The organism is Paenibacillus sedimenti (genome assembly GCF_014534655.1).
GTDB lineage: Bacteria > Bacillota > Bacilli > Paenibacillales > NBRC-103111 > Paenibacillus_E > Paenibacillus_E sedimenti.
In genome coordinates this window covers 177096-201913 of the sequence record NZ_JACVVD010000006.1, presented here as the reverse complement: position 1 = coordinate 201913, position 24818 = coordinate 177096, and the positions used below count along the sequence as shown (strand labels likewise).

The window sequence follows — 24818 nt, the reverse complement described above, 5'->3', positions numbered from 1 at the left end:
TCATCTATATGTCAATAATGACATAATAAAGGAGCGTTATGAATACCCTTTCCTACGGATTGCTCAGTCTTTTGAATAGAAATTCGCGAACAGGCTATGAACTTATGCAGCATATCCAACCGTTCTGGCAAGCCAAACACAGTCAGATTTATCCCCTCCTCGCGCAGCTGGAGCAGAAGGGGCATGTTCAATTCGTGCATGTTCCGCAATCGGATAAACCCGATAAAAAGGTGTACTCGCTTACAGAACTAGGCAGGGAGGCGCTCAGGCAATGGATATTGAAGCCGACTGATGAGCCTGTGACCAGGGATGAATTGATGCTCAAAGTGTACTGCATCGGTCTTGTAGACAGGGATCAGGCGAGGAAAGTGATCGAGGATCGAGAAGTTTTTTATCGGCAAAGGCTGCTTAAATTTGAGAAATCGTATGAGCAACTGCAGCAGAATTGTGAGAAGCGGTTGGACGAACTGGGGCTTCAAGATCCGCAATTCAGCCATTATGTGCTGCTTCATAAAGCTTTGGCGAGGGTGAAGGGCGATTTGGCGTGGTGCGACTGGGTGAAAGCTAAGCTATAAATGAAAAAGGACGTCGAGCACTTTTACTGTGCTTGGTGTCCTTTTTTTGTATGTTGAAGTGCTATTCTTAGAAACTTTAGCGCGATAAATGTAGGAATATGTCGATTTAAAGTAGAATTTGTCGATAATCACACTAGTTTTGCACAACTTTGAGGGGGTCAAATATGTTTAAGAAAAAAAGCGGTCGCAAGCAGTTGAAGCTGTATCAAAGTTTTTCATTCCGGCTCATTCTCGCGGTATCTCTCATTGTCCTAGCCAGTGCCAGTGCCATCGGCGTTACGGCTTATCTGTATGCTGAGAAGAAGCTCATCGAATCCGGCAAACAGAATATGAAGGATATCGTCACAGGTGCAAAGTCGCTCATTCAGCAACTGGACGCCGATGTGGCGGCGGGGAAAATGACATTGAAAGAAGCCAAGGAGCGCGCGCGTTCGCAAATTGGCGGACCTCTCATCAAAGAGGGCGAGCCGAAGCGGGATTATACAAAATCAGCGTTTGTGTACATGAAGCAGGGTTACATGTACGGATTCGATTCGAAAGGACTTGTGGTTCTTCACTCGGTTATAGCTATCGGAACAGATATGATCGATTCCAAGGATGCAAAGGGGAATCTGGTGATCCAGAAATTCATCCAGCTCTCGAAGCTTCCGAATGCGCAGGATCGATATCTCTTATATGATTGGAAAAATCCCGGAGAGACGGTGTCTCGAGATAAATTAGCTTATATTGACTACTATGAGCCTTGGGATTGGGTAATTGGCATAGGAGCTTATTACGAAGATATCAACAAGCCGTTACAGCAGCTCAAATATGTGGTGGCAGCGATCTGCGTGCTCTCCGTACTGCTCGGTATGCTCATCTTCTACCTGTTGATTCGCAGCAGAATGGGGCTCATCCGGCGCATGCACGCCATTACCGAAAGCATCGCGGGCGGCGACCTTCGCGTACCTGAGCTTCAGGGGTTGACCCGGGATGAAATCGGCCAGGTAGGGGCCTCCGTGAATGTCATGGTCGCGAATCTTCGCGATCTCATAGGTAAGTCAAGCGAACTGGGGACACGCGTTGTAGGCCTTGCAGCTTCGCTGTCATCCAGCTCGGACCAATCGGTCAAAGCATCCGACCAAATTGCTGTATCCATTACAGAAGTTGCTGAGGGTGCCGAAACGCAGCTTGTCAGCACGCGGGAAGGCTCCCGCGCCATGGCCGAGATGGCCACTGGAGTACAACGGATCGCCGAGTCTACGATGCAGGTAACGGAGCTGTCGTCGGAGACTGCGCGTGCAGCGATTAGCGGCAATACCTCGATTCAGCAGACCATTGCGCAGATTGAGCACATTAACCAGGCTGTGCACGAATCCTCCATGGTCATTCGCCAGCTGGGTGAACGCTCTAAAGAAATCGGTGAAATCGTTGGCATCATTACCGATATCTCGAATCAGACCAATTTGCTTTCCTTGAACGCGGCAATTGAGGCGGCGCGTGCCGGGGAGCACGGTCGCGGCTTCGCAGTTGTAGCCTCCGAGGTGCGCAAGCTGGCTGATCAGACGACCCAATCTGCGGGTAAAATTGCGGCGTTGATCCAGGAGATTAGGCAGGATACCGAGCAGTCGGTACGCGCGATGGAAGGCGTCGCGCAAGAAGTGAAGCAAGGCATCGATACGGTTCATGCCGCTGGCAGCACCTTTGGCCATATTGTACGCTCCTCCCAGTCTGTAGCCGAAGAAATACAAGATGTCTCTGCAGCGGTAGAGCAGATGTCTGCAGGGTCGGAAGAAGTGGCGGCCTCGCTGCAAGAGATGATGAGCATTTCGTCCAAGAATGCCAGCCACTCGCAAAGCGTAGCGGCAGCATCCGAGGAACAGCTCGCGACGATAGGAGAGATCTCACATGCTGCGGAAACATTGAAGCAGATGATTCGAGAGTTGGAAGAGCAATTGAGCCGTTTCCAGGTATAAGAATTCATTATCAGTAAAAAAGGGTTGAGCAGAAATGACTCCTGCTCAACCCTTTTTTGTTTACGGGATATTTTATTAATCCAGCACCTTAACGGTTCCGAGCGTATAGCGACCATCGCTCCGCCTGCCGTCGTTCGCGAAGTCTATGCCCGGTTTACCGGTTTGTGGGTTGAGTATCGCTGCGTTGACTTTATAGTTCCCTGGTGTAAGATTCGCAGGAATAGGCAAAGTGTCGGATACCTCTCTCTCACCTGGAAGCCACTGGCGGATGTCCATGGCGCTTTGCTTGATGTCAGCCCCCGGTATCTTGAATCAAAGTTTGAATCTTTTGCAGCCGAATATATTCGGCTTTCTCAAGCTGCGGACGGAAATACGCGTACAAGTAAGCGGCTTCATGAAACGGGAGTCCGGGATAACAGACGACCTCTTGCACAGCATGAGGATTGTCCAGTATGACCTGCCATTCGCCATCCCGGTCATGGGCAGGGATCTGTTCGAGCACGCTTTTCTTAAAGGCGGCCATTTCGCCAAGCTCATGCCATATGCGCTCCCAAGAGGGGCTGAAGATGACGGGTTCCGGAAACATCCGGCTTGCCTTGGCAATCGCCTGCTCGATGCCTTCGATTTCCGCATCCATGGCGGATTTTACGGCTTCCGTGAAGCCGTCCAGCAAGCTGCGGAAGCCGGAATAACCTTCCCGCAGCAGCATCGCTTGAAATTCCGCTGCCTCTGCCTCAGTTTGAATCTTATCAAATGCATCAAATTGGTTGTTCAGCATAGCGTCATTGACCACCTTGATTTTGATGTCTTTCTTCTCCCAAAATGTAACACAAATGACTTTTGAAAAATAGTCACTTTGAGCCATTTGTCCCCGATTAGTTTACATTGAGTTAATAGAATTCATCTAACATGTTATTCTGTTGTATGCTAAAACTAATATGGGATAGAAACTGGAAGAAGCGAGGCGGGTTTCAATGGCACAAATCATGATCGTCGATGACGATCCGTATATACGCGAACTAGTACGCGTTTTCATGGTGAACGAGGGCTTCGGCGTGGCCGAAGCTTCGGACGGTGCTGAAGCGCTCAAGCTGTTGGAAACCGTCCAGGTCGACATGGTCATCATGGATGTGATGATGCCGAATATGGACGGCTGGGAGCTGTGCAAAGAGCTAAGGGAGCATTACGACTTCCCTCTGCTCATGCTCACCGCCAAAGGCGAGACCTCGCAAAAGGTCAAAGGCTTCGAACTTGGCACTGACGATTACCTCGTCAAGCCGTTCGAGCCTGTCGAGCTTGCGCTGCGCGTGAAGGCGCTGCTCAAGCGGTACAAAATCGCCTCGTCCCAGACGGTGCAGGTCGGGGATCTGACTATGAACCGCAAAACCTATGAGGTGACTGCCGGCGCAGAGAGCGTCACCCTGCCGCTCAAAGAATTCGAGCTGCTCTACAAGCTGGCGAGCTATCCGGGCAAGACGTTTTCACGGGATCAGCTTATCGAGCAGATCTGGGGCTTCGACTACGAGGGCAACGAGCGCACCGTCGATGTGCACATCAACCGGCTGCGGGAGCGGTTTCCGGAGGAGCGGCATGCGTTTCGTATCAGCACGATCCGCGGGCTGGGGTATCGCATGGAGGTACTGCGCGCATGAGGAAGAAGGGGAACGAGGGCGGTGCTATGAACAAGAAAACTGCGATGGAGCGGTTTCGCGGCTTTCTTTTTTTTATGGCAATCTTTGTCTTGATCATTATCTATTGGCTGGCTGCCTTCTATACATCGGAATGGATCTATACGTACCTCGGCAAGCGTCCTCACGAGGTCATTGTTCAGCTCATCAACTCGATGGGCGGCATGTTACTATGGGGCATAACGATGAAATTCTTGGGCGATTATTTCCGTTCCAAACAAATGGTGTTTTTCCAGGCGATGGTCGACGCCATCAGGCGTATGTCCAGAGGGGATTTCAACGTATCGGTGGAAAATAGTACGCACATGGAGCCTTTTGTAGAGCTGGTCGACAGCATCAACGATATGGCCGTGCAGCTGGGACAGCTGGAGAAAATGAGGCAGGAATTCATCTCCAATGTGTCGCATGAAATTCAATCGCCGCTGACCTCGATCAGCGGATTTTCCCGCGCATTGAAGAATGAAGGCATCACGGAGGATGAGCGCAGACATTACCTCGATATTATCGAGGCCGAGAGCAAGCGCTTATCCAAGCTCAGTGATAACCTGCTTAAGCTTACCTCGCTGGAGTCGGAGCATCACCCGTTTGAGCCGAAAAGTTTCAGGCTCGATAAGCAGCTGCGCAATCATATTCTGGCTTGTGAGCCGCAATGGGTGGAAAAAGAGATTGAAATGGATATCGACCTTGCCGCTGTGAGTATCACAGCCGATGAAGATTTGCTCAGTCAAGTGTGGACGAATCTCATTCACAATGCGATTAAATTCACACCTGCCGGCGGAACGATAGGCGTTCATTTGACAGCTGCCGATAAGGAAGCCATGATTCATATTTCAGACAACGGGGTGGGGATCTCAGAGGAGGATCAGGCGCATATCTTCGAGCGCTTCTACAAAGCGGATAAATCCAGGAACCGTGCGTCAGGCGGCAATGGACTTGGCCTTTCCATCGTGAAGAAAATTCTAGATATGCATCAAGGTTCTATAGAGGTAACCAGCAAACAGGGTAATGGTACGACGTTTACCATACGTCTGCCGATTTAACATAACACAAGGTCAAAGCAAATAGGGATCCCGCTTATCCAAGATAACCGGAGATCCCTATGCCTTATTAATCCTATTCAATTGTAACCAAGCACGCTCCTATCAAACAACTGACGTTGCATAATCATAACCCTTTGAAGATAAGCTGTTCACGTAGTCCTTTCCTCGAATGCAATCCGCATAACCGTTCGTGCAATCGTTGAGTTCCCACATGCCCTAATAGCTCGTATTAATTTTACACCTCATCCCTTCAAGTATTCAGGTTTTGGGGGCATGCTTCGCTAACCGTCTTCATTGGACTATCCCCTTTCCTCTTGATCGAGAGTATCCCAGCCCGCTGCCTCATCGCCTTGTTCCAAGACTTATTCAGCTAGTGAGCTTGAGTTCATAATAGCCTATTATTAAAATATTGTAAATATTCAGATTATTAAACTACCGCCGAAAAATCTCCTATATTTTGGCCTATTCTTTCTATTACTCTAGGAATCTCAAATTCTTAAAATTTGATGAGAAATTATGAGGCATATCAAAAATTAGGTAAAATGTCCTATAATAGAACTAGAATCGTTACATCCTAATTACGAAAGCAGGTGGCATTAATCGAACAGATGCAGGGTCATTTCAATGGCTGGATTGTCCTATTATCGTTCGTCATAGCCGTAATGGCCTCTTATTCAGCGCTCAATCTGGCTGGAAAAATAACCCGTTCCCGTGGGAAGAACCGCACAGTGTGGCTGGTTGCAGGTTCTTTGGTCATGGGGGTGGGCGTATGGTCGATGCATTTTGTCGGCATGCTGGCCTATCATCTGCATACGAATGTTACTTATGACGTCCCGATTACGTTATTATCCTCACTTGGCAGCATACTAGCGTCGTTTATTGCCTTTCAAATTACAGCGAGAAGCTATTCCAGCGCTTGGAGGTACGGCATCGGCGGTTTAATTATGGGATGCGGTATCGTAACGATGCACTACATGGGGATGAGTGCTATGCGTATACCAGGCCAGATTACATATAATCCCGCTTTATGGTTATTATCTGCAGGCATTGCGCTAGTCGCTTCTTATGCTGCTCTGTATCTTTTTCACAGGCTTCGCCAAGTCCAGGACTTCAGTTTGTGGAAGTTAATCTGTGCAATCGTCATGGGCATCGCCATCTGCGGCATGCACTATACGGGCATGGCAGCGGCTCAATTTACATACGATGGCGACATCCAACATCAAGCAACGGCCGGCGATGAACAGCTTCAGCTTTTTTTGCTAACGGGCGTGGCAGTGTCTACTTTTGTCATACTAGCCGTTTCATGGGGAGCCATCTTCTTTGAACGTCACGTACTGGAAAAGATGGCTTATAAAGATCAGCTGACGAATCTTCCGAATCGGCACGATTTGCAGCGATATTTCGGTGAGCGGTTCGAAGCGTCTGCCGGCGGAGCGCTTTTATTTATTGATTTGGACCGTTTTAAGACGATTAACGATACATTGGGGCATGACTTCGGCGATTTGCTGCTGCGGCAGGTGGCGGACAGGCTGCGAGCCTGTATCGGGGACATAGATACGCTCTTTCGACTGGGTGGCGATGAATTCTTAATCATTACCAAAGAAACGGATGCGGAGAAAATCAAGCAGTTGGCCGCAAGCATTTTGCACGGAATTAAGCAGGCTTATTTCATCGAGGATCATGAGCTATACGTGACCGGGAGCATTGGTATCAGCGTAGCGCCGCTTCACGGAGTTGATCGCTCTTCGCTGCTCAAAGCTGCGGATACCGCCATGTATAATGCCAAGAACGCCGGCAAGAACCGTTACCGGTTCTTTGACGAAGAGATGAACCGCAGCCAGCTGCGCAAGCTGCTTTTGGAGAAGGATCTTCGTAAAGCGATGATCCACGAGGAATTCAAGATCATGTATCAGCCCAAGTGGGATACCGGCACGAACCGGTTAGTCGGCATGGAAGCGCTGCTCAGATGGCAGCATCCGCAGCTTGGCTTGGTTTCGCCGGGAGAGTTCATTCCTATCGCGGAGGATACGGGTATTATTGTGCCTTTGACACGTTGGATTTTGACGGAGGTCTGCGCGCAAAACAAACGCTGGAACGATCAGAATGACATGCACGTAAGCATCTCCGTCAATATGTCAATTCGTGTGTTCGAGAGCGGGCTGCTTTACGAAATGGTCACCGAAGCGCTGCACGCGTCAGGTCTGCCTGGCGGCCGGCTGGAGCTCGAAATTACAGAATCCATCGCGATGAGTGATGTCATCGATACGATCCGGCAGCTGCATACCGTGCGCGAACTAGGCGTTAAAGTATCTCTCGATGACTTCGGTACGGGATATTCCTCGCTGGGAAGTTTGGATGAGCTGCCCGTGGATACGCTGAAAATCGATCAAACCTTTATTCGTAAAAGCAACCAGACCCCTAAGCAAGCGATTATCAGTAACATCATTACGATCGCCAGAAATTTGAACATGGAGGTTGTGGCAGAAGGCGTCGAAACCTCAGAACAGATTGAATTCCTTCAATCACGCGGATGCCATGTGATGCAGGGCTATTATTACGGCAAGCCGATGTCCGTCACTGACATTAGCTCTTGGCTGAAGCACACGCAGAGCAGCAAAGTCCCCGTATAAGGCGGGAGAAAAAACTACGCCTGACCAATTAACGAACAACAACATGATTGAACTCGTTACTACCTTCGTGTAAATGTGCAAATGGCGTGCCGGATTAATTTGCAAATTCACACCTTGTTGGAAGACATATCCAAATGACGCAGGAATCGAGTATATCGCTATCGCTACTAGAGTCCGGAAAAACACAATTGCATTCAAGATTCATCCACCAAAACAGGTTGGAGTCCGATTTTACAAAGTTGCAGCTTGGTTTGTGCAAGTGGATGTTCGATGAGCACATTATAAGTTGGCAAAATCGAACTCCAAGCAGCTAACTCCATTCACCACGTTTTTGCAATTGGGCGAAATCGGACTGTGATAAACGTAATCGGAACCTAAAGTACTCGGTGTGAAGTGCTCAAGTTTGAAATTGTTCGTTAATTGTGCCGCCGAAAAAAAAGAAGGGCCCCTTAGTAAACAGGTCTCGAGGCCATCAGCTCAGCAACCAGCTTCTTCGGTGCGGTGCGCGCATACCCTTCAACCATCAGATCTTCAATCTCCGACCACGCCACCCACGCAGTATCCTGAATGGATACCCAGCCATGATGGCCAATATAAGCCGTTTTAGAGTAGGCCGTGCCCTCCTGCTGAAGTAAAAATTCCTGGGTGGTGAGGTTCGTTTTTAAAGCCATGGACGGCTGACCGTCATTTTCACCCATCATCACAAAAGGCTTGTCCTTCACGCGGAACGTGGTATGTCCAAAGCCGTCCACCTTTTCCTCCACCTGAGGCAGTTTCATGCAGAAGGAGCGTACTTTGTCGAGCAGCTCCAAGCCTTTAGCGGATTTGAATTCATGGGTCATTACATAGACTCCTTTACATATTTAGTTAGTTGTCCGGAAAATGACGAAATCTCGTTGTTAAGGTTCCCTGATCTCCCTCCATGACCATATTTTTCCATATTCAGGATGGGAAATCCTGATTTACGGCCGTTCAGAATTAAATTCTCATAGAAAGCGTTTCACGAATCGGTACCCCGATTCTTGGAAACCGGGTGATTGACTCAAGGAATGAGTCCCATTCTTGCTTTCCAGTCCGGCTACCCACCATAAGCCCGTGCATTCATGCTGATTTGCGAGTTGTTCTGCGTACTCCCTTAATTTGCTACCAGCGATTTGATGCTGCTGCGTCTCATCCGATGAAATTAGCGAGGCTTCGCTGATTTTCAGATGGGCGTCGCTGCTCTGACGGATCCGAAATGCCAACGTTCCAAGAATCTCATTCTGTTCTTCATAAACAAATAGCCATTCAGATGAAGTGCTGCGCATGAAGTGGAGCCTGTTCTCAATGTGAAGCGGGGAGATGGCTTTGCCGGTACGGCGGGAAAGGAACAGGCTAATCTGGTTGGTATCTTGCGGGGTTGCTTGACGAATGACATAGTCCATACGAGGTGTCCTACTTTCTTTGATAGAGTAGCTCCATTAATTGTACCATATATTGGAACGTCAGTTCTATATTTGCAAGGATGACTCGCGGGTTCCGGCCTACAATAAAGAAAAACCCGCCAAACTAGGCGGGTTCAGGACTACATCATACGAGCTCACGCCTGAGCGTGAATCGTGTTCAGCGTCGTACGGTCGCTCGCCTGTACGAGCTTGATGAGCAGCTCCTTCGCGGCGGCATAGTCGTCCACGTGAAGGATCGACGCGGACGTATGGATATACCGCGCGCAGACGCCGATGACGGCAGACGGAATGCCGCTGCCTTGCAGGTGCACTTGCCCGGCGTCCGTACCGCCGGCAGAGATGAAATACTGATACGGGATCTTGTGCGTCTCCGCCGTATCCAGAATGAACTCGACCATCCCCCGGTGGGTGATCATGGTCGGGTCAAAAATGCGCAGCAGCGCCCCGCGGCCGAGCTGCCCAAAGGCATTGCGGTCGCCGGTCGTGTCGCCGGCGGCGCTCGCATCCAGCGCGTAGAACAAGTCCGGCTGGATGAGATTCGCCGCCGTCTGGGCGCCGCGCGCGCCAACCTCTTCCTGTACGGTCGCCCCGGCGTACAGGATATTCGGGAGCTTCGTGCCGTGAAGCTCCTTCATAAGCTCAATCGCCAGGCCTACGCCGTAGCGATTGTCCCAGGCCTTAGCCATAATCCGTTTCGGATTGGCTAAGGGGGTGAACGGGCAGACCGGCACGATCTGCTGCCCGATGCGAACGCCGATGCCCATCGCATCGGCTTTGTCCTCAGCGCCGATGTCCACGTACATCGACTTGATGTCTGCGGGCTTGCCGCGCGCGGCTTCGTCCAGCAAATGCACGGGCGTCGAGCCGATGACCCCGAGGATCGGCCCGTTATCGGTCATGATCTGCACGCGCTGCGCGGGCAGTACCTGTGCGAACCAGCCGCCGAGGGGCTGGAACTTGATCGTGCCGTGCTCGGTGATGCCGTTCACAAGGAAGCCGACTTCGTCGAAATGCCCCGCGACCATCACCTTCGGGCCGTTCTCATCGCCGCGCAGGATGCCGAACAGGCCGCCGAGTCCATCCTGGATGAATTCGTCCGTATATTTTGCCATTTCGCCGCCGACAAACTTACGAATCTCCCGTTCAAAACCCGGCGCCGCCTGCAGCTCGGTCAACGTGCGAAAAAGCTCCAAAGTTTCTGTATTCATGCAAAAGTCCCTCACTTTTAGAGAAATGATATGGCATGTCCTTCATTCACGCACTTATTTTACCATACTATGGGGGGGAACTCATGCAGAAGGACTCGATCGGAAGTTCCCGGTATGCTATGCTTGGGGATAAATCGTTGTATCCGAGAGGTCCTAAGAAGGGGTGACAGGTGATGGAATTAACTTATTTGCAAACCTTTCGCGAAGTCGTCAAATGGGGCAGCTACACGCGGGCCGCTGAAGAATTAGGTTATGCCCAGTCGAGTATCACTACACAGATTCAGAGGCTGGAGGAGTCTTACGGGGCGGTTCTTCTGGAGCGTTACGGAAGAAAAATGAAGCTGACCATCGCCGGAGAAGCCCTCCTGCAATATGCAAACGAAATCATCAGGTTGCACGTCGAATCCAAGGAAATCGTCTCGAAGCAGTCCAAAGGCTCCCTCATTATCGGAACGATTGAAACGCTGGCCGCTTTCTTTCTTCCGCCCTTCCTGCAAGCTTATCGCCGGGATTATCCCGAGATTAATGTCAATATCCAGCCGGCTAATGAGCCATTTATTATCGAATCCGTCAAAGAAGGCTCATTGGATATCGGTTTGATTCTGGATCCGCCGCTTACAGATCCTGAACTGCACAGCATCATCGTGAGAAAAGAAGAGCTGGTCATCGTTGCCCACCCCGATCATCGATTCAGTGCGCTCGACAACGTACAGGTTCAAGATTTGATGCGTGAATCCTTGATTTTAACGGAAGAGGGCTGCACCTACAGGGCTATGCTGCTCAAATCGTTGAAGGATAACCAGGTGGACTATCAATTATCGTATGAATTCGGAAATTTGGAAGCGATCAAACAATGCGTCATCTATGGCTTAGGAATTGCCTTATTGCCGCGCATCGTTGTGGCAGAAGAAATACGGAAAGGCCAATTGACGGCGGCTTCTTTTATTCATCCTGATTGTCAATTCTACACCCAATTGATTTACTCCAAAAAGAAGTGGCTCTCGAAATCGTTTAGTGATTTTGTAGACCTCCTTAGCGGGTCCAATCATCAAAATGAATGATACATAGTATCGAAAACTATCGATAACTCCAATGTAGGATCGTATGTTACAGTTTTTTCAAGCAGAAGAGCTGCTGTTCAAACAACATCAATTCTATTGGAGGTTATTTTATATGAACAACTCAAATGATTTCTCACTCGTGCTTGAAATACCTGCTGCATCACCTGCAGATACGCATCGACATTTCTTGAATAAGCTTGCTGTTGAAACGGATGTGGCCGACGTACGTCTTGACATGCAGCGCGGAGTAGGCGACTTCCTCCTGATCGATGTCAGAGCTGCCAAGGCTTATGATGAGTGTCATATTCCCGGAGCGATCAATTTGCCCCACCGCCTGATGAACGAAGAGACGACGGCCTCTTTTTCAAAAGATCAAGTCATTGTCGTGTATTGCTGGGGACCTGCGTGTAACGGCGGTACTAGAGGAGCGGCGCGGTTATCCGGGCTGGGCTTCAAAGTAAAAGAAATGCTCGGAGGCATCGAGTACTGGCGCAAGGAAGGAAACCCGGTGGAAGGCACCCTCGGAGAAAAGGCTCCTTTAATCGGGTAGCAGGCGAGCGAGGATAGGGCCATGTCCGATATGAAAATTACTGCCGCTTCGCCGCAGATACAGGGATTATGGGGGAATCAGAATTTTATAAAATTATGGATAAGTCAGACGGCTTCCCAGTTTGGCGCCCAGATTGTATTGCTTGGGATTCCGTTATTGGCTGTATACACGCTTCAGGCTACTCCTGTACAAATGGGGTATTTACGCGCTGCCGAATATTTACCCTTTCTATTATTCGGGCTTCTAGCAGGCGTGTTTTCCGATCGATTTGCTCGCAAACCGATTCTTGTAGCCTCTAATCTCTTCAGAAGTGCGTTATTGCTCCTTATTCCGGTATTATCGTTTTTTCATAGTTTTCAATTTGTCCATCTGTTGGTCATCGCTTTTCTATTTGGCATTTGTACGGTGCTCTTCGATGTGTTCTATGTGCCCTATCTTCCCATTCTGGTTCAAAGAGAGCAATTAGCCGACGGAAATGGAAAATTGCAAATAAGTGCCTCCATAGCTGTGATTGCCGGACCTGGCTTAACGGGGTTGTTAATGGAGCTTCTATCCGGCACAACGACGATGCTGTTCAGTATTCTAATGTTCTTGTGCTCAGCCGCCAGCTTGCTATGGATACGTCATCGGGAGATGGTACCGGTCATTACTAGAACCGACAAGAAGAAGCTAAGCCGAGAAATTCAAGAAGGATTCGCGTACATCTACCGACAACCGTTTATTCAAACATTTACTCGTTGTGCGGTCCTTTGGAACTTAGCTTGGTATAGCTACATCACGGTTTTCATTCTGTTCATGACGGCAAACTTGCATTTGAAGGCTGCGACTACGGGTTTTATTTTCGCTTTTTTGGGTATAGGCAGCCTGTTGGGGGCTCTTTTTTCGAAGCAACTGGCTAGTCGCTTCGGAGTTGGGAAAGCTACCTTATTTACGGCTGTTCTGGCGGCGGCCGGCAGTCCGTTCGTTTTGCTCGTAACCGGGGATAGTCCACTGGATATTGCGCTTCTGAGTACGGGCCAACTGTTGTTTGGTTTGGGTACCACCTCGTACAACATTCATGCTACGTCACTTCGTCAGTATATTACGCCTATAGAGCTGCAAGGGAAAGTGAACGCAACGATTCGTTTTTTAACCTGGGGCATTAACCCGGTCGGTTCCTTGGTCGGTGGATTCCTGGGAGAGTGCGTCGGCTTGGTTGGAACACTGGCTATAAGCAGCATCGGATTTTTCATCGCTGTAGGCTCATTGTTCTTCTCGCGTTTGTATCGCATGAATACACTGGCGGATTTTGATCATAGCCAGTCCGCGACCTCCCCCCATACGTAAGTAAAGGGCTGTCCCAAAAGGGGGGATCGAACGCTGGTCATAAGATAAAATCCAATCCACCGAATCTGATCAGGTATCTACGATTCGTAGGATAGACAGCGTGTGAATTTGGAAAAGGGGTTATCCTTCAGGTCGTTCCAGACCTTCTTGGACAGCCTCTTTTTTTCTTTCTTCAAGGTTCGATAGGGGGAATCGATGCGTCGTCTGTTGAACGGAGTGCCGGATAGTTTGGGTGCAGCAAAAGCCGCTGTTACGGGGAATTCGGGAAAAAAGCATCTATCCTGTTGACAAAACTAATATCATTAGTTATTATACTAATATAAATAGCAAATGGGAGGCGTTTTACATGAAAATGACTCGTAACGGTGCTTTGTATCAGCTGGCTTTTATGCCGCGAATTTTTCCGGTCAATTGTTACTTGGTGGAGGAGGAAAAGGAGCTGACGCTCGTTGATGCGGCAATGCCTTTCAGCGTGAAGGGCATCTTGCAGGCAGCAGAGCAGATCGGCAAGCCGATTACCCGCATCGTGCTGACTCATGCGCATGGCGATCATATCGGGGCGTTGGACGGGTTGAAAAAGGCATTGCCGCAAGCAACAGTCTACATCTCCCGGAGAGATGCCAAGCTGCTGACCGGTAATCAAGAGCTGGAAGCGGGCGAGCCGAACACCCCGATTAAAGGCGATGTTCCCAAACCAGGATCGGTACAGACAAAGCCGGATGTGCTTTTACAGGATGGAGACCGCATCGGTTCGCTGCAAGCTATTGCCGCACCCGGGCACACGCCGGGAATGATGGCGTTCCTCGATGTGCGCAGCCGGGCGTTGATTGCCGGCGATGCTTTCCAGACTCGCGGCGGCGTAGCCGTATCCGGCGTGGTTAAATTCTGGTTCCCGTTTCCGGCAATGGCCACATGGAACAAACAAGTCTCGCTGGAGAGCGCACGTAAGCTGAGAGAGCTGAATCCGAGCCTTCTTGCCGTCGGTCACGGAAGTATGATTGAGAATCCGCAGCCGATTCTGGATCGTGCTTTGGAAGAAGCGACGAAACAGGTTAAAATGGAAACAGCGAGAATCTAGAAACGAGGGGCATAGATGGCATATCGACAAGGATTAGACACAGACACTGTATTGCAAGCAGCTATAGAAATCGCTGACGTCCAAGGCGTCGAGCAGGTGACTTTAGCGGCATTGGCTGCCAAATTAAACGTGAAAACACCCTCCCTTTACAATCATATCAAAGGCTTGCCGGCACTGAGAAAGCAGCTTTCCCACCTCAGCTTAATAAGAATCAAAGAAGCGATGGTGGAAGCCGTGCTCGGAAAAGCGGGAGATGACGCCTTACTGGCCGCAGGCTTCGCCTACGTCAATTTTGCCAGGAAGCAGCCGGGATTGTATGATGCCATGGCCTCCCTTCCTGATTTCGGAGATCCGGATTTGCAGCAAGCCAGCAATAATGTTGTGGGATTCATGCTGCGCCTGCTGGAGCCGTATGCGCTCAGCGAAGAAGATGCGCTGCACGTCGTTCGCGGCTTCCGAAGCGTCGTGCACGGGTTCGCGTCCTTGGAGCTCAAGAACGGCTTTCGCATGGAGCTGGAGCGCGATGAAAGCTTGAGAAGACTGCTAACGACGTACTTGCGCGGTTTGCGAACCGCTGACTAATAAAAAGCGCCAGAGGCCGGCAATATGGCTTCGGGCGTTTTTTATTTGTGAGGGATATTTGCTCATGACTATGGATGACTGGGGAGGCAAGCTTCAACTGAAAGTCCGGAATCGACGAAGCCCAGATCAATGGATCGCCATAAATACAAAGACGCGAAGCTGCGGTAGGGAGCCCATGCAGGTGCGACATGTCCCAAGTAATTGCCGTCCGGGCGGTCTTCGAGACCATGAAGCCATTTGGCTGCCCGCTGGAGGCCGGCATCGCCGAGCGACATCACATCGGGTCGACCCAAGGCGAAAATAAGAAACATTTCCGCGGTCCACGTTCCGATGCCTTTGACGCTGGTAAGCTGCTTAATCAACACGCTATCATCAAGATTGTGCAGCTCATCAAGCGACAACTCGCTGGCAAGAACCTTGCTGCTCAAGTCGCGGATATATCGGATTTTGGGATAAGAGACGCCGCACTGCCTGATCGCTTCCTCATCCGCTGCCAGCACCGAATCAGGTGTGATGCTTGGCAATACGAGACGTACTCTCGATTTGATCGTCGCCGCCGCCTTCGCGGAGAGCTGCTGGGAAATAATCGACATCGCGAGAGATTCGAAGGGATTGGAACTCGGCGTTATGGAAAGATCGCCAACGAGACCGATCAAAGTCGCGAGTTGCTCATCGGCTTGGCACAGGAAATCAACAGCGGGATGACGGTTGTTAAGATGAATGGGGGTGACGGCTGTCCCGGCGGGTTCGTTTGTATCCATACAATCCTCCGCATAAACATTAATACAAACCATACAATACCATTAATTGTAAATGATTATCCGGTAACGTTCAATGAATTATGCGGTTTGGACAATTTAGCGGCTATGGGCCGGCATCCAGTTTTTCACACCGTTATCTTCGATGATACCGAGCGTGACGTCCGTAATGTCGGGGTCGAGCAGCAGCTTATCCCGGATTTTGAATTTGATATCATCCGCATCGGCAAGCGATAAACCACGGTCCAGTTCAATCAAGCCTTCCACATGATAGTAGCGGCCTTCTTGCAGCACGCGCATTTGATAAATGTCGGTGACGGCTGCCTCCGAGAAAATAATCCGGGCAACCTTGTCTTCTACATCAGGAGGAGCGGCGACACCGATCAGCCCAACCATATTATCATAGCCTACCCGAAACGCGACGCCGACCATCAAAAAGCCGATCGAGATCGTCATGATGCCATCCAGCATGGAGAAAGCAGAGAACGCGGTAACCGCGACTGCGATCAAAGCGAGCATAGCACCAAGCGTAGCGACCAAATCTTCGTAGAAAACCAAACGCGTCGGAGGTGCTGCCCGATGAATGTTCTTGAACGCAGCTGTAATAATTGCCCATCCTTTGGCGTCAACGCGGGATTCATGGACTACTTCTTTCATCGCTTTAACCAAGACGTAGCCGTCAACCAAGATAGATAGGATTAGGACGGTCAAATTAAGCCACAACCCGGATGCGTGAACAGGGTGCTTAATAAGATGAAAGCCTTCTTTAATCGTCTCATAGGCCATTATCGTAACGACGATGACGGCAACCATGCAAAATATATGAATAACGCGTCCGAAACCCGTCGGGAATCTGCGTGTAGGTTTCTTTTCCGAAAGCACACTGCCTGCAAAAACGAAAGCCTGATTCACAGCATCGGCCACCGAATGCATCGTGGAAGCGAACATCGCTCCGTTACCGGTCATCGCGGCTGCAATTCCTTTGACAATAGCGATAAACGTGTTTCCTATGGCCGCAATGGCCGATGACATATTGCCTTTCTTCAGTAAGCTCCAAAAATTGTTTGGTTTCGGTTTGGAGTCCATTAGTTAAAAAATCCCTCCTATAAGTCAGGCTAAAGATTAGCTTCTCCTTTTGAATGCGCTTTTAGTATAATGGAAAAGCAGATCAGCGATCTCCATTGACACCTGCTCCCGCGGTAGCTACAATAGTAGTAAGTTCATACAAAGTGACGGAGAACAGGAGACTCACGGACATTGCCCATTGCATCAATGAGGCAATTCTTGTGGGTTTTTTATGTTCCTCCCTCTCACGATACGAAACGGAGACGATCGCAATGTCTTTGCAAGAGCAACGCATTTTACCGGCTATTCGCAAAATCAAAGACTTGGAGAAGCTGTTCAAATCCAATTATACGTATATTGTGATGCTGGACAGCCATATTGGTCAGCTCAAAAGCGTGGTCGATCTCGCGAGGGCGAACGGGAAAAAGCTGCTGCTGCACGCGGATTTGATCGAAGGACTGAAGAATGATGAGTATGCAGCAGAATTCCTATGCCAAAGCATTCGGCCAGCAGGTTTGGTTTCGACCCGGGCGAATGTGATCACGAAGACGAAGCAGAACGGATTGCTGGCGATTCAGCGGCTTTTCCTGCTCGACAGCAGCGCCTTGGATAAAAGTTATACGCTGCTGGAGCGGACCCGGCCGGATTTTATCGAGGTACTTCCCGGCGTCATTCCGCATATGATAACGGAGGTCAAAGAACGCTCGGGCATTCCCATTTTCGCCGGCGGTCTCATCCGTTCGGTCAATGACGTAGAGCTTGCCCTTCAGGCTGGAGCTACGGCCGTGACAACATCCGATACAGAGCTGTGGCGGCATTACGACAGCTGATTTACAAAGCCTTATCTTTTAAATGAAAGCCGGCAATGATATACTCATTACAAGTTCATATTCGGTTGGAGACTAGGAGAAACCACAGCGGCCTGTACGTGCAAACGTGCCAGGTATGTTGTGGTTTTTTAATTTTTATTCGAATATATACATCTTCGAGGGGAGAGAATGACATGACAACGAAAGTACACGAATTTTCCGGTTTAAAAAGGACGCAGCAGCTGCAATGGATGGCGGGGCAAAAGTTTGATCTGATTATAATCGGCGGGGGGATTACAGGTGCGGGCATCGCGCTGGATGCGCAAAGCAGAGGGCTGCGTACGGCGCTTGTGGAGATGCAGGATTTTGCTGCGGGAACGTCGAGCCGGTCGACAAAGCTGGTGCACGGAGGGCTGCGCTATCTCAAGCAGCTGGATGTGAAGGTGGTTGCCGAGGTGGGTAAAGAGCGCGCCATCGTGTATGAAAATGGACCGCACGTGACGACGCCGGAGTGGATGCTGCTTCCCTTTTATAAAGGCGGGACGTTCGGCAAGCTGTCCACATCGCTCGGTTTGCGGGTATACGATTTCCTGGCAGGGGTCAAGCACTCGGAGCGCCGCCGCATGTTTGATCCGGGAGAAACGCTCGCGCATGAGCCGCTGCTCAAGAAAAACGATCTTAAAGGCGGCGGCTACTACGTAGAGTACCGTACGGATGACGCACGGTTGACGATCGAGGTGATGAAAAAAGCCGTCGAGCTGGGCGCTATGGCAGTGAACTACGCCAAAGTTGAGGAGCTGCTCGTGGAAGATGGGAAGCTGGTCGGCGTACGGGTGGTCGATCAAGTGGGGGGCGTTGGTAAAGCGGGACAGGGTGATCAAACCGTAGAACGAGGCAAATCATACACCCTCTACGCCAGCAAAATCGTCAACGCGGCCGGCCCATGGGTCGATACGCTGCGCGAGATGGACCGCTCGAAACGCGGCAAGACGCTGCACCTGACCAAAGGGGTGCATCTGGTATTCGATCAGAGCCGGTTTCCGCTGCGGCAGGCGATTTATTTTGATACGCCGGACGGACGGATGGTATTTGCCATCCCGCGCGATGGCAAAACCTATGTCGGGACGACGGATACGAACTACAGCGGGGATATCGTGAATCCCCGCATAACGGTGGCGGACCGCACTTATTTGCTGCGTGCGGCGAACGAGATGTTCCCGTCCCTCGGATTGACGGAGGCGGACGTCGAATCGAGCTGGACCGGGCTGCGCCCGCTGATCCACCAAGAGGGCAAAGACCCTTCCGAGATTTCGCGCCGCGACGAAATCTTCATCTCCGAATCCGGCCTCATCTCGATGGCCGGGGGCAAGCTGACCGGCTACCGCAAGATGGCGGAGGCGGTCGTGGACAAGATCGCCGCCATGCTGGCGGCGGAGGGCAAAGCGCCGGCGGCCCTGCCGCCGAGCCGCACCCGGACGCTGCCGATCTCCGGCGGCGATGTGGGCGGCTCCGCGAAGCTGGCGCCGTTCTTGCAAAGCAAGGTCAGCCAGGGCCTGCGGCTGGGGCTGACCGAAGCGGAAGCCGCGCTGCTCGCGCGCCGTTACGGCTCCAACGTGGATGCCGTCTACGAGCTGCTGGAGCAGCATCGGGGGGAAGCGGCGGAGCGGGGCCTGCCCGCCGCGGTGCTCGCTGCGCTCGTGTACGCGATTGAGCGCGAGATGGCGGTGAAGCCGGCGGATTTCTTCATCCGCCGGACGAGCGCCCTCTTCTTCGACATCGCGTGGGCAAAGCAGTGGAAGGCGCCGGCGATCGCCTTCCTGGAGGAGCGCTTCGGCTGGGACGAAGCGCAGACGAGCGCCTACACCGCGGAGTTGGAGCAGCTGCTCCATGACGCGGTGCACCCGCTGGAGGCTTAGCTCCAGCGGCCTTTAGTAAGTGGCCGGACGACTTACCTCGTCTGGCTTCTTTGCGTTAATGCTGTATTAACGCTGTTTTTCAGTGCTAACTTTTGCTTAGTTCCCACTTACGGTGACTTAACGCTGTTTTTCATGCTTATCATGGGTGGATGTAACCGAATAACGCTGATTTTCAGCGTTAACTTCGCACAGGTATGCTTTGAACATCCGATCCTCGGGGTGCTCATCGCGAAACTGGCCTACATTGTTGAAAAGCTGACTCAAATGCGACCTGGAGCTTCGCTCAAAGTCCCATCTTTTTCTGCTATAATAACCACTATGTATATTAAGCAGGAGTAGGTGTTCCCGCGTATGGAAACTTCGGAGCTTTTATCGTACCTGACTGAGGAAAATTTAGCGATGCTGCTGGAAAAATACAGGTCGCTCGGACCGTTTCCCGGTATCTTTTTAACCTTTATGAAATCGTTCATCCCACCGCTTCCAACGATCGTCATTATTAGCGTAAATGCGGCGGTTTACGGTCTCTGGCTTGGCTTCCTATACTCTTGGATCGGTATCGTCAGCGGCTGCGTGGTCACTTTTCTCCTGGTAAAGAAGCTTGGCAGTCACCGATATTTGGAACGCTGGGCGCAGAAGCCGAAGGTGCAAAAGGCCTTGCTCTGGGCGCGCCGCCATGCTTTTAGCTATGTATTTGTGCTTAGTCTGTTCCCGGTTGGCCCGTTTGTGATGATTAACATGGCTGCGGGGCTTGTCCGGATGAAGCTGCGCTCCTTTCTGATAGCGGTTGCGCTCGGTAAGGCAGTTATGGTGCTGTCCGTTTCTTATATTGGTTACGACCTTAAGCGTTTTATTGAGCATCCGTTTCAACTTGTGTACGTCGTCCTGTTTATCGTGCTTTCACTGATGATTAGCAAGCGAATTGAGAAGCGGTTTGTTTGAGTATACCTGGGGGGGTATCTGAAATGCGCTTTACACGGCAGCTAGCCGATACGATCGTAAGCAAAACGAAAGAATTGACGCTGCTAAATATGAATGTCATGGATCGTAACGGCATCATTCTTAGTTCTAGTGACCCGGATCGGATCGGAACTCTTCATGCAGGGGCGATTGAGGTCGTCAGAACCGGAGAGGAAATTGTCATCACTGCGGAAACCGCGGGGAAACTTGCGGGTACGAAGCCGGGCATTAACATGCCGATATTTTTTCAAAATGAACTCGTCGGGGTCATTGGCATCACCGGACAGGAGTCTGAGGTGGTCCCTTTTGGGCGCGCCGTTCGCATGATGACCGAAATGTTATTGCAGCAGTCGTATTTGTCTGAACAGGTGGAACTGAAGGAACGAGCCAAAAGCTACCTCGTGGGTGAAATCATGGTTGGCGTCGAGCCGGAGAACGAGGATATGTTGTACGCGAGGGGGGAGCTGCTCGGAATCGACCTCTCACTGCCCCGGGCGGTCATGGCTATCGAGATTTGCGGACACGAATCCACGCGTGATCAGTTTTATCAGAGCTTCCAGCAGGTTCGGGGGATCGTCAAGCTGTTTCCGAATCCTCAGCAGACGGTTTTGGCTGAGCTTGGTAACCAGCGTTGGATCTTGATGGCCGATCTCTCTGCTTACAAGAACGAGAAGGTCTCCAAGCAGAGTCTGCTCGGCATTGCCTCCAAAATTTTCAGTATGGCAGCCGTCTGGTTTAAGGGAGAGGCTCGGATCGCGGTCGGAGGGAAATGCGGAAACATCAAGGAACTTGGCCGGTCGGTTCATGATGCGTTGAAGCTGGTGGACATGCTCCGAAAGGACGGAGGGCTTCCTCCGGTTATGCACATCGAAGACACAGCCTTAGAATTCATTCTGAATGACATTCCGGAGGCATCCGGACAACGGCTCATCGAGAAGGTGCTGGGCGAGCTGGCAGGGGATGATCTTTTGATGGAAACGCTGCAGACGTTCTATGACCAGAACATGAATCTTGCGACGACGGCCAAAGCGATGAACATCCATCGGAATACGCTATTATATCGGCTCGAACGGGTACAGAGTCTGCTTGGGATGAATCCGCGCTCTTTTCGGAACGCGATTCGCATTCAGATCGCACTCCTGCTGTACCGAAAGCATTAACTCTGTACCTTGTATAAAATATCTAAAATAATGGGGTATATTCGGGTGATTTTCGTATAGTTTATCCGTAGAGTGACCCCTGCGCCTCTCCTATAATAAAAGGTGTAACGGGGAAATAGCTTCCTTAACTGCTATAGAAATGGGGGAGATACAGGTGAAGATCGTCATTGCTCCGGATTCGTTTAAAGGGAGTTTATCGGCTAAGGAAGCGGGCCAAGCAATAGAACATGGAATCAAGCGGGCCCTTCCTGAAAGCATGACCAAAATCATTCCGATGGCGGATGGCGGAGAGGGAACGATGGAATGCTTGATCGACGCTACTGGGGGCCGATTCGTCGAAGCTGTTGTCAAAAACCCGCTGAACCGGGAAATTAAATCCGGTTTTGGCATTCTCGGGGACGGCATCACGTGCGTGATTGAAATGGCGATGTCGTCAGGGCTGTACTTGATTGAAAAGCACGAACGCAATCCGCTCCTAACGACCACTTACGGCTTCGGCCAGCTTATCCTAAAGGCGCTTGACCATGGATGCCGGCAGTTCATTCTTGGTCTGGGCGGAAGCGCAACCAATGATGGTGGCGCCGGAATGCTGCAGGCTTTGGGTGCTGAGCTTTTGGATGATGAAGGGAACTCCATCGGCTTCGGCGGAGGGAATTTGGGCAGACTGGCCGCCATTCGCATGGATCGGATGGATCCGCGGCTCGCGGAAAGCAGCTTTGTCCTCGCATGCGATGTGGACAATCCTTTCGTCGGTCCTACGGGGGCGACTGCAGTGTTTGGTCCGCAAAAAGGCGCCACTCCAGAGATGCTGAGGGAATTAGACGATCATCTGCGACATTTTGCCGATCTGATCGAGCAGGCACGTGGTATCAGGATTCACGATGTTCCTGGAACCGGTGCAGCAGGCGGTTTGTCGGGCGGAATTGTTGCATTTTTGAATGCGAAGCTGGAATCAGGCGTATCGATCGTTACCCGGGTAACCGGATTGGAAGACGCCGTGTCGAAGGCTGATTTGGTAGTAACCGGCGAAGGCCAGGTTGATTTCCAAACGGCCCGGGGCAAAACGCCGTGCGGCGTCGCCCATATAGCCAAGAAGCACGGTATCCCTGTGCTCATTCTGGCAGGCTCCGTCGGATCGGGAATCGAAAGCTTGTACGAGCATGGAGTGTCAGCCGTTATCAGCATCGTGAATCGGCCGATGACGCTCGACGAAGCGATGGCGCAAACGGGGCCGCTTCTGGAGCAGGCAGCCGAACAGGCGATTCGCATTTATAGCATGAAGCACAAGGGGGAACAGTAGGCATTATTGTGGTCGTTATATGGGGTGCCATTTTCCTGTAAGTCTGCAGATACGATAAGAGTCGAAGGGGATTCCCTCGACTCTTTTTTGCGTGATTAATAAACTTCAATACGAAGATCCGGATAGGCCCGGGCGATTTCGAGACAATGTTCCCGCAGGATACTCCGATCAAACGGTTTATCGAAGATATCGCGATCCGGCATGAACGTAATGCTCGTTCCGGTTTCCTGCGTTACGCCTACCGTCAGCAGCCCGGTTTGCGGAATCCCGTGTTTGTAGTGCTGCTGGAATACTCTTCCATCCCGGCGAATTTCGACGGATAGCTTCAGAGAGAGGGCATTGACCACGGGCATGCGAATTCCTTTTTCCCCGCCTGGGGCAAGGACCGATGCGCTTGCGCTTAGACGGCTCATGTCGGTAAGGACAGTTTGAACACGTGGATGTCCCTGGTCGTGATCGGCGAGGGCTTGAACGGGGATCCCTCTGCCGTTGTCAGCAACCGTAATGCTGCCGTCTCCATGTAGAAAAAGGCTGACCTCGCTGCAATGTCCGGCTTGATGCTCAAGAATACAATTCTCAAGCACAGCCCACAGCAAATGGTGCGGATCGTAGCGGTCTTGCCCTTTGCCAAGGTAAGCATCGACGTTGTTTCTGGCTTCACTCATATCCATATAATCCGTTGTATCTAACAAATCCGAGGCGGCAGCGAGCAGTAAAAGAAGCGGCAGCGCACGACGACCTGGAAGCGAATAAGCGCCGCCTCGTTCCTCTTGGACGAGCAGATCGGCTCCCAGCAAAGCCTTCATATGATGGTAAAGCTGGCCTGTAGTCCCCATATTCAGACGCTCCACCAGTTCAGGCCCCGTTAGCGGTTCTTGCAAAACAGAACGCAGAATATCCAGACGCTGCTTATGGCCGAGTGCGGCCAGAATTTTGGCGACCTTGTCGCCGTCTACCTGCAAAAGCTGACTGACACGCCGCTCCTGCGGCTCCCAGCGATAGTCCGATCGCTCACTGCGATATTGTCCGGAGTAAAACAGACCTCCGCTCTCGTCTGCGACTTCCGATGTGTCTACCTTAATTGGGTTCGTCTCATTCTTTGTATGCATAAACTGTCTGACAAGTTGTTGAAGTTCATTCAATTGCGCTTGCATCGCATCAAGTTCGGTTCCATAATCGCGCATCGTAGTCAAAGAATCACCTCTTATAATTATTTAAATACGTAATTACGTAATTTAATAATAACATGAGAGTTGTGTATTGTAAATATTACCCAAAAGCAAAAAAACTACGGCGGCACAATTAACGAACAATTTCAAATTAGAGCACTTCGCCCCGAGTACTTTAGGTTACCGATTGCGTTTATCGCAGTCCGATTTCGCCCAATTGCAAAAACGTGGTGAATGGAGTTAGCGGCTGGAGTTCGATTTTGCCAGCTTATAATGTGCTCATCGAACATCCTCTTGCACAAACCAAGCTGCAATTCTGTAAAATCGGACTCCAAACTGTTTTGGTGGATGTATATGATATGCAATTGTGTTTTTCCGGACTTTAGAAGCGATATGCTCGAAAATCACTAACAAGGTGTGAATTTGCAAATTAATCCGGCATACTATCTGTACATTTACACGAAGGTAACGAGTTCAATCATGTTATTGTTCGTTAATTGGTCAGGCGTAGCAAAAAAAGCACCTTTTCAGGTGCCGCTCATGCCA

23 protein-coding genes are annotated in these 24818 nt (G+C 50.8%); 15 read left to right on the top strand and 8 right to left on the bottom strand.

What is annotated here, in order from left to right; translation table 11 throughout:
* Positions 1–38: 38 nt before the first annotated feature.
* Both ICC18_RS18385 and ICC18_RS18380 read left to right on the top strand, forming a co-directional pair.
* Positions 39–575, top strand: a complete 537-nt coding sequence (locus tag ICC18_RS18385; RefSeq protein WP_188175897.1) for a PadR family transcriptional regulator — start codon at positions 39–41, stop codon at positions 573–575.
* A 164-nt stretch (positions 576–739) separates the two neighbouring features.
* Complete coding sequence (locus ICC18_RS18380; protein ID WP_188175896.1) at positions 740–2530, top strand: methyl-accepting chemotaxis protein; 1791 nt, start codon at positions 740–742, stop codon at positions 2528–2530.
* Between the two features lie 75 nt (positions 2531–2605).
* Here ICC18_RS18380 and ICC18_RS18375 read toward each other — a convergent pair whose 3' ends face one another.
* Positions 2606–2806 carry a hypothetical protein gene (locus tag ICC18_RS18375; RefSeq protein WP_188175895.1) on the bottom strand — a complete coding sequence of 67 codons (201 nt, stop codon included), beginning with the start codon at positions 2804–2806 and terminating at the stop codon, positions 2606–2608.
* Between the two features lie 16 nt (positions 2807–2822).
* Complete coding sequence (locus ICC18_RS18370; RefSeq protein ID WP_188175894.1) at positions 2823–3308, bottom strand: hypothetical protein; 486 nt, start codon at positions 3306–3308, stop codon at positions 2823–2825.
* 196 nt (positions 3309–3504) lie between these two features.
* Between ICC18_RS18370 and ICC18_RS18365 the strand changes: the two genes are divergently transcribed.
* The 3 genes from ICC18_RS18365 to ICC18_RS18355 all read left to right on the top strand — a co-directional run bounded on the left by ICC18_RS18365 (position 3505) and on the right by ICC18_RS18355 (position 7888).
* Positions 3505–4182 carry a response regulator transcription factor gene (locus tag ICC18_RS18365; RefSeq protein ID WP_188175893.1) on the top strand — a complete coding sequence of 226 codons (678 nt, stop codon included), beginning with the start codon at positions 3505–3507 and terminating at the stop codon, positions 4180–4182.
* Positions 4179–5258, top strand: a complete 1080-nt coding sequence (locus ICC18_RS18360; RefSeq protein WP_312029554.1) for a sensor histidine kinase — start codon at positions 4179–4181, stop codon at positions 5256–5258. The genes ICC18_RS18365 and ICC18_RS18360 overlap by 4 nt, the downstream gene beginning before the upstream one ends.
* A 608-nt stretch (positions 5259–5866) precedes the next feature.
* Positions 5867–7888, top strand: a complete 2022-nt coding sequence (locus ICC18_RS18355; RefSeq protein WP_188175892.1) for a bifunctional diguanylate cyclase/phosphodiesterase — start codon at positions 5867–5869, stop codon at positions 7886–7888.
* A gap of 449 nt (positions 7889–8337) precedes the next feature.
* Here ICC18_RS18355 and ICC18_RS18350 read toward each other — a convergent pair whose 3' ends face one another.
* The 3 genes from ICC18_RS18350 to ICC18_RS18340 form a co-directional block, all read right to left on the bottom strand.
* Complete coding sequence (locus tag ICC18_RS18350) at positions 8338–8730, bottom strand: MmcQ/YjbR family DNA-binding protein (protein WP_188175891.1); 393 nt, start codon at positions 8728–8730, stop codon at positions 8338–8340.
* A gap of 144 nt (positions 8731–8874) precedes the next feature.
* The gene (locus tag ICC18_RS18345) at positions 8875–9312 is read right to left on the bottom strand and encodes a GNAT family N-acetyltransferase (RefSeq protein ID WP_188175890.1); all 438 of its coding nucleotides are present in this window, start codon (positions 9310–9312) and stop codon (positions 8875–8877) included.
* Between the two features lie 155 nt (positions 9313–9467).
* Positions 9468–10541, bottom strand: a complete 1074-nt coding sequence (locus ICC18_RS18340; protein ID WP_188175889.1) for a M42 family metallopeptidase — start codon at positions 10539–10541, stop codon at positions 9468–9470.
* A 173-nt stretch (positions 10542–10714) separates the two neighbouring features.
* Between ICC18_RS18340 and ICC18_RS18335 the strand changes: the two genes are divergently transcribed.
* The 5 genes from ICC18_RS18335 to ICC18_RS18315 all read left to right on the top strand — a co-directional run bounded on the left by ICC18_RS18335 (position 10715) and on the right by ICC18_RS18315 (position 15138).
* Positions 10715–11602 carry a LysR family transcriptional regulator gene (locus ICC18_RS18335; protein WP_188175888.1) on the top strand — a complete coding sequence of 296 codons (888 nt, stop codon included), beginning with the start codon at positions 10715–10717 and terminating at the stop codon, positions 11600–11602.
* 112 nt (positions 11603–11714) lie between these two features.
* On the top strand, positions 11715–12152 hold the full coding sequence (locus ICC18_RS18330; RefSeq protein WP_188175887.1) for a rhodanese-like domain-containing protein: 438 nt from the start codon (positions 11715–11717) through the stop codon (positions 12150–12152).
* A gap of 21 nt (positions 12153–12173) precedes the next feature.
* On the top strand, positions 12174–13478 hold the full coding sequence (locus tag ICC18_RS18325; RefSeq protein ID WP_188175886.1) for an MFS transporter: 1305 nt from the start codon (positions 12174–12176) through the stop codon (positions 13476–13478).
* 346 nt (positions 13479–13824) lie between these two features.
* Entirely contained in the window at positions 13825–14556 is a 732-nt protein-coding gene (locus ICC18_RS18320) for an MBL fold metallo-hydrolase (protein ID WP_188175885.1), read from the top strand.
* A gap of 15 nt (positions 14557–14571) precedes the next feature.
* Complete coding sequence (locus ICC18_RS18315; RefSeq protein WP_188175884.1) at positions 14572–15138, top strand: TetR/AcrR family transcriptional regulator; 567 nt, start codon at positions 14572–14574, stop codon at positions 15136–15138.
* Between the two features lie 68 nt (positions 15139–15206).
* On the opposite strand, the gene ICC18_RS18310 is transcribed toward ICC18_RS18315, so the two are convergent.
* Both ICC18_RS18310 and ICC18_RS18305 read right to left on the bottom strand, forming a co-directional pair.
* Positions 15207–15899, bottom strand: coding sequence for a DNA-3-methyladenine glycosylase family protein (locus ICC18_RS18310; RefSeq protein WP_188175883.1), 693 nt, complete (start codon positions 15897–15899; stop codon positions 15207–15209).
* A gap of 96 nt (positions 15900–15995) precedes the next feature.
* Positions 15996–16982, bottom strand: coding sequence for a cation diffusion facilitator family transporter (locus tag ICC18_RS18305; protein ID WP_188175882.1), 987 nt, complete (start codon positions 16980–16982; stop codon positions 15996–15998).
* A gap of 251 nt (positions 16983–17233) precedes the next feature.
* On the opposite strand from ICC18_RS18305, the gene ICC18_RS18300 reads away from it, so the two are divergent.
* From ICC18_RS18300 to ICC18_RS18280, 5 genes are all read left to right on the top strand, one after another.
* Entirely contained in the window at positions 17234–17791 is a 558-nt protein-coding gene (locus ICC18_RS18300; RefSeq protein WP_188175881.1) for a glycerol-3-phosphate responsive antiterminator, read from the top strand.
* Positions 17792–17964: 173 nt separating this feature from the next.
* On the top strand, positions 17965–19686 hold the full coding sequence (locus ICC18_RS18295) for a glycerol-3-phosphate dehydrogenase/oxidase (RefSeq protein WP_188175880.1): 1722 nt from the start codon (positions 17965–17967) through the stop codon (positions 19684–19686).
* A gap of 351 nt (positions 19687–20037) precedes the next feature.
* Entirely contained in the window at positions 20038–20625 is a 588-nt protein-coding gene (locus ICC18_RS18290; protein WP_188175879.1) for a TVP38/TMEM64 family protein, read from the top strand.
* Between the two features lie 23 nt (positions 20626–20648).
* Entirely contained in the window at positions 20649–21803 is a 1155-nt protein-coding gene (locus ICC18_RS18285; RefSeq protein WP_188175878.1) for a CdaR family transcriptional regulator, read from the top strand.
* Positions 21804–21957: 154 nt separating this feature from the next.
* On the top strand, positions 21958–23103 hold the full coding sequence (locus ICC18_RS18280; RefSeq protein WP_188175877.1) for a glycerate kinase: 1146 nt from the start codon (positions 21958–21960) through the stop codon (positions 23101–23103).
* A gap of 95 nt (positions 23104–23198) precedes the next feature.
* Here ICC18_RS18280 and ICC18_RS18275 read toward each other — a convergent pair whose 3' ends face one another.
* Positions 23199–24287: an ATP-binding protein gene (locus tag ICC18_RS18275; protein ID WP_188176051.1), complete on the bottom strand. Its 1089-nt coding sequence runs from the start codon at positions 24285–24287 to the stop codon at positions 23199–23201.
* Positions 24288–24818: the final 531 nt, after the last annotated feature.

What these genes read in the sequence shown, in the direction of transcription:
- ICC18_RS18370 (WP_188175894.1), bottom strand. Translation starts at nt 3,308, where the DNA reads ATGCTGAACAACCAATTTGATGCATTTGATAAGATTCAAACTGAGGCA.
- ICC18_RS18350 (WP_188175891.1), bottom strand. Translation starts at nt 8,730, where the DNA reads ATGACCCATGAATTCAAATCCGCTAAAGGCTTGGAGCTGCTCGACAAA.
- ICC18_RS18285 (WP_188175878.1), top strand. Translation starts at nt 20,649, where the DNA reads ATGCGCTTTACACGGCAGCTAGCCGATACGATCGTAAGCAAAACGAAA.
- ICC18_RS18310 (WP_188175883.1), bottom strand. Translation starts at nt 15,899, where the DNA reads ATGGATACAAACGAACCCGCCGGGACAGCCGTCACCCCCATTCATCTT.
- ICC18_RS18360 (WP_312029554.1), top strand. Translation starts at nt 4,179, where the DNA reads ATGAGGAAGAAGGGGAACGAGGGCGGTGCTATGAACAAGAAAACTGCG.
- ICC18_RS18375 (WP_188175895.1), bottom strand. Translation starts at nt 2,806, where the DNA reads ATGGACATCCGCCAGTGGCTTCCAGGTGAGAGAGAGGTATCCGACACT.
- ICC18_RS18305 (WP_188175882.1), bottom strand. Translation starts at nt 16,982, where the DNA reads ATGGACTCCAAACCGAAACCAAACAATTTTTGGAGCTTACTGAAGAAA.
- ICC18_RS18365 (WP_188175893.1), top strand. Translation starts at nt 3,505, where the DNA reads ATGGCACAAATCATGATCGTCGATGACGATCCGTATATACGCGAACTA.
- ICC18_RS18275 (WP_188176051.1), bottom strand. Translation starts at nt 24,287, where the DNA reads ATGCGCGATTATGGAACCGAACTTGATGCGATGCAAGCGCAATTGAAT.
- ICC18_RS18330 (WP_188175887.1), top strand. Translation starts at nt 11,715, where the DNA reads ATGAACAACTCAAATGATTTCTCACTCGTGCTTGAAATACCTGCTGCA.
- ICC18_RS18355 (WP_188175892.1), top strand. Translation starts at nt 5,867, where the DNA reads ATGCAGGGTCATTTCAATGGCTGGATTGTCCTATTATCGTTCGTCATA.
- ICC18_RS18325 (WP_188175886.1), top strand. Translation starts at nt 12,174, where the DNA reads ATGTCCGATATGAAAATTACTGCCGCTTCGCCGCAGATACAGGGATTA.
- ICC18_RS18340 (WP_188175889.1), bottom strand. Translation starts at nt 10,541, where the DNA reads ATGAATACAGAAACTTTGGAGCTTTTTCGCACGTTGACCGAGCTGCAG.
- ICC18_RS18320 (WP_188175885.1), top strand. Translation starts at nt 13,825, where the DNA reads ATGAAAATGACTCGTAACGGTGCTTTGTATCAGCTGGCTTTTATGCCG.
- ICC18_RS18380 (WP_188175896.1), top strand. Translation starts at nt 740, where the DNA reads ATGTTTAAGAAAAAAAGCGGTCGCAAGCAGTTGAAGCTGTATCAAAGT.
- ICC18_RS18345 (WP_188175890.1), bottom strand. Translation starts at nt 9,312, where the DNA reads ATGGACTATGTCATTCGTCAAGCAACCCCGCAAGATACCAACCAGATT.
- ICC18_RS18290 (WP_188175879.1), top strand. Translation starts at nt 20,038, where the DNA reads ATGGAAACTTCGGAGCTTTTATCGTACCTGACTGAGGAAAATTTAGCG.
- ICC18_RS18385 (WP_188175897.1), top strand. Translation starts at nt 39, where the DNA reads ATGAATACCCTTTCCTACGGATTGCTCAGTCTTTTGAATAGAAATTCG.
- ICC18_RS18295 (WP_188175880.1), top strand. Translation starts at nt 17,965, where the DNA reads ATGACAACGAAAGTACACGAATTTTCCGGTTTAAAAAGGACGCAGCAG.
- ICC18_RS18315 (WP_188175884.1), top strand. Translation starts at nt 14,572, where the DNA reads ATGGCATATCGACAAGGATTAGACACAGACACTGTATTGCAAGCAGCT.
- ICC18_RS18335 (WP_188175888.1), top strand. Translation starts at nt 10,715, where the DNA reads ATGGAATTAACTTATTTGCAAACCTTTCGCGAAGTCGTCAAATGGGGC.
- ICC18_RS18300 (WP_188175881.1), top strand. Translation starts at nt 17,234, where the DNA reads ATGTCTTTGCAAGAGCAACGCATTTTACCGGCTATTCGCAAAATCAAA.